This is a genomic window from Alcanivorax sp., from assembly GCF_014762765.1.
Lineage (GTDB): Bacteria > Pseudomonadota > Gammaproteobacteria > Pseudomonadales > Alcanivoracaceae > Alcanivorax.
The window spans coordinates 1-12,942 of record NZ_JABURH010000129.1 but is presented as its reverse complement, the minus strand read 5'-3'; the positions used below and the strand labels follow the sequence as shown (position 1 = coordinate 12,942).

Genomic DNA, 12,942 nt, shown 5'->3' with positions numbered 1-12,942 from the left:
ATGAGGTAAGTACGAGATGAACTTCAAACGCATGACCGACCTGGATCTGGCAGGCAAGCGCGTTCTTATCCGTGAAGATCTGAACGTGCCGGTGAAAGACGGCAAGGTCACCAGTGATGCGCGTATCCGCGCCTCCCTGCCTACTATCGAGCACGCCCTGAAGGCGGGAGCCAAAGTGATGCTGATGTCGCATCTGGGCCGTCCCACGGAAGGAGAGTACGCGGAGGAGTTTTCCCTGCAGCCGGTGGCCGACCATCTTGGCAAGCTGCTGGGGCGCGACGTTCCGCTGGTGAAAGACTGGCTGGACGGCGTGGACGTGGCAGAAGGCCAGGTCGTGTTGTGCGAGAACGTCCGTTTCAACAAGGGCGAGAAAAAGGATGACGAGGCGCTGTCACAAAAGATGGCGGCCCTGTGTGATATCTATGTGATGGATGCCTTCGGTACCGCGCACCGGGCCCAGGCGTCCACCCATGGTGTGGGCAAGTTTGCTCCGGTAGCCTGTGCCGGGCCGCTGCTGGCCAACGAGCTGGACGCCCTGGGCAAGGCCCTGAACGCGCCGGAGAAACCGCTGGTGGCGATTGTGGGTGGTTCCAAGGTTTCCACCAAACTGGAAGTGCTGGAATCCCTGTCCGATGTGGTCGACCAGCTGGTGGTGGGTGGCGGTATTGCCAACACCTTCCTGGCTGCGGCCGGTCATCCGGTGGGCAAGTCCCTGTACGAGGAAGACTTGATCCCGGCGGCGAAGAAGATCGCCGAGAAGGTGCATATCCCGATTCCGGTGGATGTGGTCACCGCCAAGGAATTTGCCGAATCCGCTGAAGCCACCGCCAAGAAGGTGGATGATGTGGCCGAAGACGACCTGATTCTGGATATTGGCCCGCAGACTGCCCACATCGTGGCGGCGCTGATGAAGGAAGCCAAGACCATTATCTGGAACGGCCCGCTGGGCGTGTTCGAGTTCGATCAGTTTGGCGAAGGCACCAAGGAAATGGCGGAAGCCATCGCCGACTCGGATGCCTTCTCTATTGCCGGCGGTGGTGACACCCTGGCGGCGGTGGACAAATACGGTATTACCGATCGCATCAGTTATATCTCAACCGGTGGCGGCGCCTTCCTGGAATTCGTGGAAGGCAAGGTGTTGCCAGCGGTAGCCATGCTGGAAGCGCGGGCAAAAGACTGAAGAGAGGTTGCCACGGCGGCCTTTGCAATGACTGAACAGGAAACGGGCAGCATCGCTGCCCACGGAACCGAAGGGGAAACACAATGGCACTCGTAAGCATGCGACAGTTGCTGGACCACGCCGCCGAACACGGTTATGGCGTACCGGCCTTTAACGTCAATAACGTGGAACAGATGCGCGCCATCATGGAAGCCGCGGACCAGACCAATTCCCCGGTGATCGTGCAGGCCTCCGCTGGCGCCCGCAAATACGCCGGTGCTCCTTTCCTGCGGCACCTGATTCTGGCAGCCACCGAAGAATTTCCGCACATTCCTGTAGTGATGCACCAGGATCACGGCACCAGCCCTTCCGTGTGTCAGCGCTCCATCCAGCTGGGGTTCTCGTCGGTGATGATGGATGGCTCCCTGGGGGAAGATGGCAAGACGCCGATGGATTATGACTACAACGTGCGCGTGACCCAGGACGCGGTGGCCATGGCCCACGCCTGTGGCGTGTCCGTGGAAGGCGAGCTGGGTTGCCTGGGTTCCCTGGAAACCGGCCAGGCCGGTGAAGAAGACGGTATCGGTGCCGAAGGGACTCTGAGCCACGATCAGATGCTCACCGACCCGGAAGAAGCGGCGGACTTCGTCAAGCAAACCAAGGTGGATGCCCTGGCGATCGCTATCGGTACCAGCCATGGTGCCTACAAGTTCACCCGTCCGCCCACCGGCGACATCCTGGCTATTGAACAGATCAAGGCGATTCACAAGCGTATCCCGGATACCCACCTGGTCATGCACGGCTCCTCCTCCGTGCCGCAGGACTGGCTGGCCATCATCAACGAGTACGGTGGCGAGATTGCCGAGACCTACGGGGTGCCGGTGGAAGAGATTCAGGAAGGCATCAAGCACGGCGTGCGCAAGGTGAACATCGATACCGATCTGCGCCTGGCGTCTACTGGTGCGATTCGTCGTTTCCTGGCCCATAACCCGGCAGAATTCGACCCGCGCAAGTACCTGAAAGAATCCATCACCGCCATGCGTGATATCTGTATCGCCCGCTACGAAGCGTTCGGCACGGCCGGCAATGCGGACAAGATCAAGCCGATCAGCCTGGAACGCATGTTTATGCGCTACGAAGCCGGCGAGCTGGATCCGCGCGTCAAGTAATCCCGCGCGGCAAAACAGCGCAGGTATAAAAGCAAGGCCCCGCAATGCGGGGCCTTGTTGTGTCTGGTGCGGTTATTTCTGACGGGAAGCTTCGATCCTTACCTCGTCAGCACCGCTGAGGACCAGTTGCCCGTCCTCGGTAATATCGGCCTGATTCACCCCTTCCAGGGCGCCCAGAAACTGCTGCTCCAGTTTCATCAGTGGCTGTGGGCAGGCCATCATGGTGACGCCCCCGGTTTTCACCGTGAAACTGTCATCCTCCAGCGTATAGCTGGCCATGTAGTTGTTGCAGGCGGCCTTGCCAGCCAGTCGACCAGGTTCGTGGAAGTTCAGGGTAACCAGCACGTCGCCCACGTCTGAGCCATTGAGGGTGTTTACCTGCCAGACACTGCCCTGCAGTTGCTCGGTGGTTACCATGGCGGTGGATCCTGTTGGGTGACTGCTGCAGGCGGCCAGCGTCATGGCGGCGCCTGCCAACAGGGACAATTTCAGTGTTTGCATATCGGGTCCTTCTCGATGACGCGGTATTGGGGCGTCTTGAACGAATTAGTCCCCGCTAGGGTGCAATAGTTTCCCCGTGCAGGCTAACCCTGATCGTTTACCGGGCTGACCGGATCCAGGCGATTCAGGGGTTGGTCCGGTTTGGCGTAGCTCCAGCGTGCCTGGCGCTGGGTCAGGTGATAGCTGTCCAGGCCGGACAGTGCCACGGTGCCTGCCTTTTCGATATCCACATAGCCGTCACTGCCCAGCGCATAGCCGGGTAGCTGAATATGTTCGATGGCGCCGATTACCATCACGGTATCGTTGACCTGCAGGGTGTGTGTCTCCAGCAATACCATACCCAGGCGGATGCGCGCCTGTTCCACAAAGGGAGCCGGAAAATCCGGCAGGTAAGCCGGCGTCAGGCCGGTGGCGGTGAACTCCGACACCTCACGCGGGTAACGGGCCGCGGTCTGATGCGCCGCAGGGACCATGTCCCCATGCACCTGATTGAGTGTGTAGAAGCCGGTTTCCATCAGGTACTCCAGGCTGTGGCGATCCACGGAGTGGGGGCGAATGATCATGCCCAGCAGGGCCGGGTCGGCGCCGAGATGGAAGCAGGAGCTGACAATGGACAGGTTCTCCTGGCCATTGCTGGCACGGGTGCCCAGCAGGTTGGCGCTCTTGAAGCCGGACAGGCTATTGATCAGGTTGACCCGTTGTTGACGGGGCAGGTCCTTGAGAGTATCGGCGGTCAGGTGCATGGTATGCGTCCTCCTGGCGCCGTATTATCAGAAGCCGCCGTGAGTAAACCGTGGAGACCTCTTACCGGCTATGGCAAATCCTTTCGACCGCGATCACATTGTCCAGGAATGGCAGCCACTAAACTGGGAGGCGTTTGATCCGCTCAGCGACTCCACGCGGCGCTATGTGGCCTACTATGGCCTGAATTTCGCGGAGCACTTACCGGACCTTGAGCACGGCTTTGGCTATTTCGAGGCTGCCGGGCATCAGCTGTCGGTGCATGCCTGGCGCCCGAAGGAGCCGCGGGGCACAGTGTTGGTTTGCCATGGTTACTTCGATCATGTGGGCCTCTACCGGCATATTATCGGCCATGTGCTGGAGCTGGGTTATGCGGTACTGGCCTACGATCTGCCCGGCCATGGCCTCAGCTCCGGCCCCCAGGCGGTGATCGATGATTTTCGTACCTACCGGGATGTGCTCGAGCAATGTCTGGCACTGGCAGACAACCATTTTCCCCGGCCCTGGCATGTGATTGCCCAGAGTACCGGCGGCGCCATCGTGATGGATTATCTGCTGAGTCGTGGTGACGGTGATGCCAACCCTTTTGAGCATGTGATACTGCTGGCGCCGCTGGTACGTCCATTCAAATGGTCCTCTGCGCGCTGGCTGCATACGTTTATTCGCCCCTTTGCCCGCAGCATCAAACGGGTTTTTACCATCAACTCCAATGATCCGGATTTTCTGGATTTTCTGGAAAACAAGGACCCGCTACAGGCAAAGAGGGTCTCGGCGGTATGGGTGTCCGCGCTGAAAAAATGGCTGCCGGGCTTTGAAAAAGCATCACGCATCAAGGTGTCGCCGGTGGTGATACAAGGTGACATGGATGAAACCGTGGATTGGCGTTACAACCTGAAGGTGATTCAGGAAAAGTTTCAGGATCCTCATATCCATATGCTGCCGGGGGCCCGCCACCAACTGGTTAACGAGGATGAGGGGTTTCGTCGGAAAATATTCGCGATTATTGATCAATATCTCGACTGATTATCGATTTTACGCTTTGTTACTTGAGCTGCGGGGCGAATTTCCCGATGGTAGCGTCACATATTGGCAATATGCCTTTTGATTGTTGTTTCAAGGAGACAAAGCATGGATAAGAAATGGATGCTGGCGATGACCGCCGGTGCTGCGATGATGAGCCAGGTAGCTGTAGCCGACCTGAATGCAGGTATCAACGCTGCTGTTAATGCCGAGGCTGATGCCAAGGCTACCGAGCAGGCAGTTCGTGATCAGCGTGATGCGGGCAAAGCCAAAGCAGAAGAAATGAAAGAAGCCGCCAAGGCTCGCAAGGAAGCTGCCAAAGAGAAGGCTGAAGCGAAGAAAGAAGAAGCCAAGGCCAAGAAAGAAGCCATGAAGGAAGAGGCTGAAGCGAAGAAAGAAGCGGCCAAAGAGCGTGCTGAAGCAGAGCGCGAAGCCGCAGAAGATCGCATGGAAGCAGAGCGTGAAGCTGCTGAAGACATGAAGGAAGCCGCCAAGGCTAACGCTGAAGCTGACGTTAATGCCAGTGCCGAAGTTAATGGCAACGGTGCCAAGGCTAATGCAAATGTGAATGCCAATGCCAAAGAGAACGCCAGCGAAAAAGCCTGGTTCAACTTCTGGGATTAAGTCATTCGCTTTGCGAAAAAAAGGGCCGCAAATTGCGGCCCTTTTTTATTGCTTGAAATACAGCAGATTCAAAACTGATTGACGCTGCCGTTCTCGCCCACCAGAACTACGTCCGCCGGCCGTTTAGCAAACAGTCCATTGGTGACTACACCGACAATATTATTGATTTTCTCTTCCATCTCGATGGGATTGAGAATGTCCAGATTGTGCACGTCGAGAATGATGTTGCCGTTGTCGGTAACAAAGTCTTCCCGGTACTCCGGCTGACCGCCCAGAGCCACCAGTTTGCGAGCCACATGGGAGCGCGCCATGGGGATCACTTCCACGGGGAGCGGGAAGCGCCCCAGCCGTTTGACCTGTTTGGAACCATCAACAATGCAAACGAACTGTCGGGCTACTGCGGCGACAATTTTCTCCCGGGTCAATGCTCCGCCGCCGCCCTTGATCATTTCCCGATGGCTGTTCACCTCATCCGCACCATCCACATACACCGGCAGGCTGTCCACATCGTTCAGTGACAATACCGGGATGCCGTGACTCTTGAGCCGTTCCGCGGTGGCATCCGAGCTGGCTACGGCACCCTTGATGCGGTCTTTCAGGGTGGCCAGGCCATCGATGAAGTGGTTGGCGGTAGAGCCGGTTCCCACGCCGATGACTTCGCCTTCCGGTACAAAGCGGAGCGCCGCCTCGGCGACCTGTTTTTTCAGCGCATCCTGGTCCATGAAATTGTCCTGTCGTGCGGGTAAAAGAAATGTGCGGGAATTATAGGGCAGGCGTGACGATGACTCGACCCTGGAGAGTCCCTGACCTATCGCATTTATCCCGGCCAGCCCCTAGACTAGTCCCTTCTGCGCACCAAACACCAACCCGGAACTCCCCATGCTGGATAAATACGTCAAACGGATACTGCAATCCCGCGTCTACGACGTGGCGGTGGAAACTCCCATCCATGCGGCGCCGTTGATTTCCAAGCGTATTGGCAACCGGGTGCTGCTCAAACGGGAAGACCTGCAGCCGGTGTTTTCCTTCAAGCTGCGCGGCGCCTACAACAAGCTTTGTCAGCTTAGCGATGAACAGCTTCAGCGCGGGGTTATCTGTGCCTCCGCCGGCAATCATGCCCAGGGGCTGGCGCTTGCAGCCAGCTCGATGGGTACCAAGGCCACTATCGTGATGCCGCGCACTACACCGGATATCAAGGTGAATTCGGTACGCAACCACGGCGGCAAGGCGGTGTTGCACGGTGACAGCTTCGATGAAGCCCTGGCCCATGCCCGCAAGCTGGAAGCGCGAGACAACCTGACCTTTGTGCATCCCTATGACGACCCGGACGTGATTGCCGGGCAGGGCACGGTTGGCATGGAAATCCTGCGTCAGCAAAGTCGTGACCTGGATGCCATTTTTATTCCGGTTGGCGGTGGCGGTCTGGCTGCCGGCGTGGCGGCCTACGTGAAATACGTACGCCCGGATGTGAAGGTGATTGCCGTGGAGCCGGAAGATGCGGCCTGTTTGAAGGCTGCACTGGATAAAAACCGTCGTGTCACGCTGGCGGAGGTCGGTTTGTTTGCCGATGGTGTGGCGGTGAAACAGATTGGCAAGGAAACCTTCAAGATCCTGCGTCATCACGTGGATGAGGTGATTACCGCCACCACCGACGAAATCTGCGCCGCCATCAAGGACGCCTTTGAGGATACCCGGGCCATCTGTGAGCCCGCCGGCGCGCTGGCCTTGGCCGGCCTGAAGAACTGGGTGGCCAAGCACCAGGTGGAGAACCAGACCCTGGTGGCGATCCAGAGTGGCGCCAATGTGAACTTCGACCGCCTCCGCCATGTGTCGGAGCGGGCGGAGCTGGGTGAACAGCGTGAGGCTATCCTGGCGGTGACCATTCCCGAGCGCCCCGGTGCTTTTCGTGCCTTCTGCCAGGCCTTGGGTCGCCGTGGCATTACCGAGTTCAACTACCGTTACAGCGATGACCGTGATGCCAATATCTTTGTGGGCATTCAGCTGCGACCCGGTGGCGAAGCCCTGCAGGCCTTGATGAAGGACCTGGATGAGCGCGGTTACCCGGTGGTGGATATGAGCGGCAACGAAATGGCCAAGCTGCATATCCGCCACATGGTGGGGGGGCATGCGCCACGCCAGGATATGCAGGAAAGACTGTTCCGGGTGGAATTTCCCGAGCGGCCAGGCGCCCTGATGAAGTTTCTCCAGTCCCTGGGGGAAAAGTGGAATATCAGCCTGTTTCACTACCGAAACCATGGCGCAGCCTATGGCCGGGTGCTGGTGGGCTTCCAGGTGGAGACAGGCCAGCATTCCAGGCTGATGGCGGACCTGAAAAAAGTCCCCTACCCCATGGTGGAAGAAAGCGATAACCCGGCCTACCGCCTGTTTCTGAATTAACGGAACCAAATGGTGCCCAGGCGGTCCTTCCATGGCGGCGTTGCTGTGAAACCTGCTTAAAAAAATTGGTATAACAGCGCTTGCATATCAGTCGGGCGCTTTGCACCAGTTATCTATGGTTTTTGTTAAGAAACGTCAGCAAAGCCTTCTAACTGCTTGACTTTACATGTCGAAATGCTCAAATTTTGACCCGGTTGGCATTTTACATTTTGTAATAGGTTTAAGGTGACACTCGTGTTACGACTTTCGGGTCACTTTTTATATTGCTGTACCGCTTTTTGGGGATAGAAATAATGAAGAAGAAGCCGGACGCCCTGGTGCTACTGGCTGTGATTTTCGGGTTGGGGGTGCTGATCAGCAGCCTGACCCACGGCGGCAACGAAAACGATTACCAACGCTACGCAGATAGTGCCGGCGTTGTTGTCAGTCACATCCAGTAGTAACAGTCAGATCTACCGGTTGGTCCCACGGGGCCACCGGTAGTGTTCCCTTGCCCACCCTCTGAAAATCATAACCCACGGCTACCAGCCTGGGTCGCCTTGGCCTGCGCGCCAGCTCTGCCAATGTACGGTCGTAATACCCTCCTCCCATGCCGAGTCGATAGCCGCAGGCGTCAAACGCCACCGCCGGTAGCAGAATCACATCCAGTGCCCAGAGTGCCCGGCCCCGGTAGTAGTGTGCCGGCTCGGCGATGCCGTAATTGTTGGGGCGCATGTGGTGGTGCCGCTGCCAGAGACGGAACTGTAGGTGGCCACGGCGAATCGGGTCCAGTCGCGGCAGGTAGGTAGTGGCAAGCTGGAAGCGGTTGTGGTCGAGCCCGGGTAGCAGATCGAGCTCGCCATCGTTAGCCAGATACAAGGCCAGATGGCGGGCAGGGCGATGGCCCAATGCCTGATCCAGCTGGCGGCCGAAACGAAGGCTGGCCCGGCGGCGTTGCCCGGGAGTCAGCGATCGGCGTTGCTGTCGAAACTGGCGGCGCAATTGCCGCCGCAAGGCTGCGGTCATGGGCGGGCCAGACTAAGCTTGAGTCGTCGATTCTGAAATTATCGACTCAAGAGGAAATAGAAAGGGTGCTTCCCGGTCCGCCGCTGCGGGTTTGACCCTTGAACCGTAGGTTCAAGGTGGAGGCAGCAACCCCGCCCTCAGGCTTTCCGCTCAATGGGCGGACATGCACACAGGCAAGGTAATGTTTGCCCCCGGGTATTACATTATCGGCTCGGGGACATGACCCTCTGGCGAACGGGCCAGGAAGCACTCGAATGCAGTATAACAGTGGTGCCGGGGACAGGTCAGGACTTGACAGGAAAGTGATTTCGTTGGCCTTTACTCGGAGTCGCTGTAGGAGTTCCCTTCCAGGGGGCGAACCACGCGTCAGCGTGGAAATCGCCCGCAGGGCGATCAGGGATGCCGGGGATCCACAGGTCTTTTCAGAAAGGAATGCGGGTTGGTCGGGCCCCTTCCCTCGCTTGGGCTCGGGTTCGCACCTCGAGAGGTGCTCCTACAGGAGCCTTGTAGAAAGTGAAGTGTGTATTAAAGCTTCCGGCGGGCGTCTTCAAAAGCCTGGATCTCGTCTTCCAGGCGGCTGAGCAGGGCCTGGACGCGGGCTTCGCTGTCGGAATCTTCGGATACCGCCTTGCGGGCGTTGAGCAACTCGTGGCTCATGTTCAGGGCGGTCATGATGGCAATGCGTTCCAGACCGATCACATTGGCGTCGCGGACTTCGCGCAATTGCTTGTCCAGATAGCGGGCGGCGGCCAGCAGGTTGTCCTGTTCACCGGCCGGGCAGGCGACGCGATACTCCTTGTCCAGTAGATGAATTACCAGGGAGTTTTCGTTAGACATGGCCGAGGGCACCGCATTGGCTGTGGATCAGAGTCAGGCAGGATGTCACGCTCAGGACTCCTGCTCCAGGGATTTCAGACGCGAAATAATGGCTTCGACCTTGTTGCGAGCCACATCGTTTTTTTTCAGCAGTTGGGCCCGTTCTTCCACCAGCTTGGCCTCACGTTCATGCAAGGACTGGTTTTCCTGACGCAGGCGCGCACTGATGCGCAGCAGGTCATCGACGCGGGCTTCCAGTTGCCGTAGTTGTTGTTCCGTCGTCATGGCAAAATGTACGCTGTTCGCCTAAGGTGTGGACCTTTCTCGGCCCGGCGTTCCCGTAGAGCCTGTTTATTGGCCCTCACCCTGCCGGTATTTTCCGGCAATGGCATTCCCACCCGGATTACAGGTTGTTTCAACTATAGGTGTGGGGTTTGCAAGGGTCAACGAAATTCAATAGTGGTAGCCACTTAGCGCACATTATTCACGGGCTGCCTGAGAACCTGTACAGCGTCCGTACAGGGGGCGAGATAACCTTCCAATTCCTGCAAAACGGATAGAGTCATGTCCAACCCGATTGATTTTGAAGTCCTGGCCCAGGGCCTGGCCGCCGCCGGTGTGGCCCACTCCCCCAGTGAGCTACAGGGTGTGATGGCAGGGTTGCTTGCCACTGGCCACGGTGGCCACGATGAAGAAGTGATGGGCATATTGGCCGCCCATACGGATATTGATGGCGGCTTTGACGGCGCCCTCTCGGTGGCACTGCTTTCATTGCGTGATCAGCTCCACGAAGGGTTCCAGGGTACCGGCCTTGAGCTGGCGCTGCTGCTGCCTGGCGATGAAGAGGAGCTGGGTTTGCGGGTAGCAGCGGTAGCTCAGTGGTGCGAAGGCTTTCTGGTGGGTTTCGGTACCGGCTCTGCCAATACCCATGACAAGGACCTGTCGCCCGGTATTCAGGAAGCCCTGTCGGACCTGGCAGCGATCAGCCAGGTGGCCACCCCGGAAGAGGACGGGGACGAACAGGAAGACATGTTCGAGCAGGTGGCGGAGCACTGCCGGATGGCGGCGCTGATGATTTACACTGAGCTGGTCATGCGCCATCAGGACAAGCCGGCACCGGCGCCGCAGACGCCACCAACCCGTCACTGATTACGCCGTTACCATCGCCACAGTAAGGAGAGCTCTTGAGTATCAACCGCCAGGAATTCGCCCGTCGTCGTCAGGAACTGATGGGCATCATGGGGCCCAACAGCATTGCCATCCTTCCGGCGGCCCCGGAACGCACCCGTAATCGGGATGTGGAATATCCCTATCGGCAGAACAGCGATTTCTGGTACCTCACCGGCTTTGGCGAGCCGGAGGCGATCATGGTGTTGTTGCCCGGTCGCGAGCACGGTGAGTATGTGCTGTTCTGTCGCGAGCGCGATCGCACCATGGAAATCTGGAATGGCTACCGGGCAGGACCCGATGGTGCGGTGGCAGACTTTGATGCGGACGATGCCTTCCCCATCGGGGATATCGACGAGATTCTGCCGGGGCTGATTGAGGGCCGCGAGCGGGTTTATTACGACTTGGGCCACGATGCGGAATTCGATCGCCGCCTGATGGGCTGGGTCAACAGTATCCGTGAGCGGGTCCGCTCCGGTGCCCAGCCGCCAGGAGAGTTCGTTGCCCTGGCCCATCATCTTCACGACATGCGCCTGTTCAAGAGCGCCGCCGAAATCAAGTTGATGCGCCGTGCCGCCAGTATTTCTGCCGGGGCCCATGTGCGTGCCATGCAGGCGGTCAAGCCGGGCATGATGGAATACCAGCTGGAAGCGGAATATATCCACGAGTTCATGCGCAACGGCTCACGCAGCCCCGCCTACCCGAGCATTGTCGGTGGCGGTGCCAACAGCTGCATCCTGCACTACATCGAAAACAGCCAGAAGCTGAAAGACGGCGACCTGGTGCTGGTGGATGCCGGTTGCGAGCTGGAACACTACGCCTCGGATATCACCCGTACTTTCCCGGTGAACGGCACATTCAGCAAGCCCCAGCAGGCGCTTTACGAACTGGTGCTGGCCAGCCAGCACGCCGCTATCGAGGCCACCCACCCGGATAACCACTGGAATGTGCCCCATGAAAAGGTGGTGCACATCCTCACCCAGGGGTTGATTGACCTGGGCCTGCTCAAGGGTGAATTCAACGAGCTGGTGGAAACCGAAGGCTACCGGCGCTTCTTTATGCACCGCACCGGTCACTGGCTGGGGCTGGATGTGCATGATGTGGGAGACTACCGGGTGCAGGATCAGTGGCGGCAACTGGAGCCGGGCATGGCGCTGACCGTGGAACCGGGGCTCTATGTGGCACCGGACGACGACAGCGTGGACGAGCAGTGGCGCGGTATTGGTATCCGCATTGAGGATGATGTGGTGGTGACGAAAGACGGCTGCGATGTGCTGAGCCACGAAGTGCCCAAGGAAGTGGCGGATATCGAAAAGCTCATGAAAAAAGCAGTTGCAAGTTGAAAGTTTCAAGTTGCAACGCGGTCACTGTTCTCTGGATTTTTGAGGTCGTGCCCGCGCATCTGGGTTAGGCGCGGGCAGGGCGTTCAACGCGGCACTGCCTTTTCCGCGTTGAAACTTGTAACTTGCATTTTGAAACTCAACGGGACGTTTGAATGGCGCAACAACCTTTGCTGATAGTCGGCGGTGGCATGGCCGGGGCGTTGCTGGCGTTGTTGTTGCGGCATCACGGTGCCGCTGCAGTGACGCTGGTGGAGAGCCATCCGCTGACCTTGCCCGATGAGCCGCCGCTGACGCCCAGTTTTGATGCCCGTAGTACCGCGCTGTCCGCCGGCACCCTGGGGGTGCTGGATGAGCTGGGGCTGGGCGAGGCCATTCGCGAACACGCCGCCCAGATCGATACTGTGCATGTCTCGCGTCGTTCCCGGCTCGGCATCACCCGCCTGCGTGCCAGTGAGGAAGGTGTGCCGGCGCTGGGAGCGGTGGTGGAAAACCGCTGGCTGGGTTTTGTGTTGTTGCGGGCCCTGTATGCGGATGCTGCCATTGAGGTGCTGGCACCGGAACGGCTCAGCGCCATCCGCCGTCTCGAAGACGGTTATCAAGCCTCACTGGAATCCGGTCGCACCCTGACCACGCCGTTACTGATTGCCGCCGATGGTGCCAGGTCGCGCACCCGCGAATGGCTGGGCGTGAGTGCCAGGGATAGTGACACCGGCCACGATGCCATGATCGCCAATCTGTCATTGGCCAGCGATCACCAGGGCATTGCCTACGAGCGTTTCCTCAACGATGGGCCGTTGGCGCTGTTGCCGCTGCCGGATCGCCGTTTTGCCCTGGTCTGGACTGGCCCCCGTGATCAGGTGGATGCCTGGATGGCCATGGAGCCCGATGCACTGCTTGCCCGGTTGCAGGAGCAATGCCCGGCAGATGCGCCGCCATTGACCGGTATCGGCGAACGCCAGCGTTACCCGCTGGTGCTGACCCATGCCTGTGCCCAGGCGGT

General features: G+C 58.8%; 15 protein-coding genes and 1 other RNA gene. 9 read left to right on the top strand and 7 right to left on the bottom strand.

The features are described 5' to 3' along the window. Positions 1-16: 16 nt before the first annotated feature. On the top strand, positions 17-1,180 hold the full coding sequence (locus tag HUJ17_RS08520) for a phosphoglycerate kinase (protein ID WP_290510294.1): 1,164 nt from the start codon (positions 17-19) through the stop codon (positions 1,178-1,180). 83 nt (positions 1,181-1,263) lie between these two features. Beyond that, a complete protein-coding gene (fba, locus tag HUJ17_RS08515; protein WP_290510293.1) occupies positions 1,264-2,328 on the top strand; it encodes a class II fructose-bisphosphate aldolase in 1,065 nt (354 codons plus the stop codon). Positions 2,329-2,400: 72 nt separating this feature from the next. Here fba and HUJ17_RS08510 read toward each other — a convergent pair whose 3' ends face one another. Then, the gene (locus HUJ17_RS08510; protein ID WP_290510292.1) at positions 2,401-2,829 is read right to left on the bottom strand and encodes an META domain-containing protein; all 429 of its coding nucleotides are present in this window, start codon (positions 2,827-2,829) and stop codon (positions 2,401-2,403) included. Positions 2,830-2,912: 83 nt separating this feature from the next. Next, positions 2,913-3,572: a flavin reductase gene (locus tag HUJ17_RS08505; protein WP_290510291.1), complete on the bottom strand. Its 660-nt coding sequence runs from the start codon at positions 3,570-3,572 to the stop codon at positions 2,913-2,915. Positions 3,573-3,642: 70 nt separating this feature from the next. On the opposite strand from HUJ17_RS08505, the gene HUJ17_RS08500 reads away from it, so the two are divergent. Beyond that, the gene (locus HUJ17_RS08500; RefSeq protein ID WP_290510290.1) at positions 3,643-4,593 is read left to right on the top strand and encodes an alpha/beta hydrolase; all 951 of its coding nucleotides are present in this window, start codon (positions 3,643-3,645) and stop codon (positions 4,591-4,593) included. A 120-nt stretch (positions 4,594-4,713) separates the two neighbouring features. Next, complete coding sequence (locus HUJ17_RS08495; RefSeq protein ID WP_290510289.1) at positions 4,714-5,214, top strand: hypothetical protein; 501 nt, start codon at positions 4,714-4,716, stop codon at positions 5,212-5,214. A gap of 68 nt (positions 5,215-5,282) precedes the next feature. On the opposite strand, the gene rpiA is transcribed toward HUJ17_RS08495, so the two are convergent. Further along, on the bottom strand, positions 5,283-5,936 hold the full coding sequence (gene rpiA, locus HUJ17_RS08490; RefSeq protein WP_290510288.1) for a ribose-5-phosphate isomerase RpiA: 654 nt from the start codon (positions 5,934-5,936) through the stop codon (positions 5,283-5,285). Between the two features lie 157 nt (positions 5,937-6,093). On the opposite strand from rpiA, the gene ilvA reads away from it, so the two are divergent. Both ilvA and HUJ17_RS08480 read left to right on the top strand, forming a co-directional pair. Continuing rightward, positions 6,094-7,611: a threonine ammonia-lyase, biosynthetic gene (gene ilvA / locus HUJ17_RS08485; RefSeq protein ID WP_290510287.1), complete on the top strand. Its 1,518-nt coding sequence runs from the start codon at positions 6,094-6,096 to the stop codon at positions 7,609-7,611. A gap of 293 nt (positions 7,612-7,904) precedes the next feature. Then, positions 7,905-8,051, top strand: a complete 147-nt coding sequence (locus HUJ17_RS08480; protein ID WP_290510286.1) for a hypothetical protein — start codon at positions 7,905-7,907, stop codon at positions 8,049-8,051. On the opposite strand, the gene HUJ17_RS08475 is transcribed toward HUJ17_RS08480, so the two are convergent. The 4 genes from HUJ17_RS08475 to HUJ17_RS08460 all read right to left on the bottom strand — a co-directional run bounded on the left by HUJ17_RS08475 (position 8,035) and on the right by HUJ17_RS08460 (position 9,717). Beyond that, entirely contained in the window at positions 8,035-8,616 is a 582-nt protein-coding gene (locus HUJ17_RS08475; protein ID WP_290510285.1) for a 5-formyltetrahydrofolate cyclo-ligase, read from the bottom strand. The genes HUJ17_RS08480 and HUJ17_RS08475 overlap by 17 nt on opposite strands. 65 nt (positions 8,617-8,681) lie before the next feature. Further along, positions 8,682-8,865, bottom strand: a non-coding RNA gene (gene ssrS / locus HUJ17_RS08470) — 6S RNA. Between the two features lie 276 nt (positions 8,866-9,141). Next, positions 9,142-9,453 (bottom strand): cell division protein ZapA, encoded by a 312-nt coding sequence (locus HUJ17_RS08465; RefSeq protein WP_290510284.1) that lies wholly within the window; start codon positions 9,451-9,453, stop codon positions 9,142-9,144. Positions 9,454-9,504: 51 nt separating this feature from the next. After that, positions 9,505-9,717, bottom strand: a complete 213-nt coding sequence (locus HUJ17_RS08460; protein ID WP_035246082.1) for a TIGR02449 family protein — start codon at positions 9,715-9,717, stop codon at positions 9,505-9,507. Positions 9,718-9,996: 279 nt separating this feature from the next. Here HUJ17_RS08460 and HUJ17_RS08455 point away from each other — a divergent pair, with 279 nt between their 5' ends. From HUJ17_RS08455 to HUJ17_RS08445, 3 genes are all read left to right on the top strand, one after another. After that, complete coding sequence (locus HUJ17_RS08455) at positions 9,997-10,581, top strand: UPF0149 family protein (protein WP_290510283.1); 585 nt, start codon at positions 9,997-9,999, stop codon at positions 10,579-10,581. A gap of 35 nt (positions 10,582-10,616) precedes the next feature. Beyond that, entirely contained in the window at positions 10,617-11,942 is a 1,326-nt protein-coding gene (gene pepP, locus HUJ17_RS08450) for a Xaa-Pro aminopeptidase (protein WP_290510282.1), read from the top strand. Between the two features lie 152 nt (positions 11,943-12,094). Further along, positions 12,095-12,942: FAD-dependent monooxygenase (locus HUJ17_RS08445; RefSeq protein WP_290510281.1), on the top strand; the 848-nt coding region annotated here is incomplete at its 3' end.

Excerpts from the sequence above, each read along its gene's own strand:
- rpiA (WP_290510288.1), bottom strand. The coding sequence starts at position 5,936 with ATGGACCAGGATGCGCTGAAAAAACAGGTCGCCGAGGCGGCGCTCCGC.
- HUJ17_RS08520 (WP_290510294.1), top strand. The coding sequence starts at position 17 with ATGAACTTCAAACGCATGACCGACCTGGATCTGGCAGGCAAGCGCGTT.
- ilvA (WP_290510287.1), top strand. The coding sequence starts at position 6,094 with ATGCTGGATAAATACGTCAAACGGATACTGCAATCCCGCGTCTACGAC.
- HUJ17_RS08500 (WP_290510290.1), top strand. The coding sequence starts at position 3,643 with ATGGCAAATCCTTTCGACCGCGATCACATTGTCCAGGAATGGCAGCCA.
- HUJ17_RS08465 (WP_290510284.1), bottom strand. The coding sequence starts at position 9,453 with ATGTCTAACGAAAACTCCCTGGTAATTCATCTACTGGACAAGGAGTAT.
- HUJ17_RS08475 (WP_290510285.1), bottom strand. The coding sequence starts at position 8,616 with ATGACCGCAGCCTTGCGGCGGCAATTGCGCCGCCAGTTTCGACAGCAA.
- HUJ17_RS08505 (WP_290510291.1), bottom strand. The coding sequence starts at position 3,572 with ATGCACCTGACCGCCGATACTCTCAAGGACCTGCCCCGTCAACAACGG.
- HUJ17_RS08495 (WP_290510289.1), top strand. The coding sequence starts at position 4,714 with ATGCTGGCGATGACCGCCGGTGCTGCGATGATGAGCCAGGTAGCTGTA.
- fba (WP_290510293.1), top strand. The coding sequence starts at position 1,264 with ATGGCACTCGTAAGCATGCGACAGTTGCTGGACCACGCCGCCGAACAC.
- HUJ17_RS08455 (WP_290510283.1), top strand. The coding sequence starts at position 9,997 with ATGTCCAACCCGATTGATTTTGAAGTCCTGGCCCAGGGCCTGGCCGCC.
- HUJ17_RS08480 (WP_290510286.1), top strand. The coding sequence starts at position 7,905 with ATGAAGAAGAAGCCGGACGCCCTGGTGCTACTGGCTGTGATTTTCGGG.
- HUJ17_RS08510 (WP_290510292.1), bottom strand. The coding sequence starts at position 2,829 with ATGCAAACACTGAAATTGTCCCTGTTGGCAGGCGCCGCCATGACGCTG.
- HUJ17_RS08460 (WP_035246082.1), bottom strand. The coding sequence starts at position 9,717 with ATGACGACGGAACAACAACTACGGCAACTGGAAGCCCGCGTCGATGAC.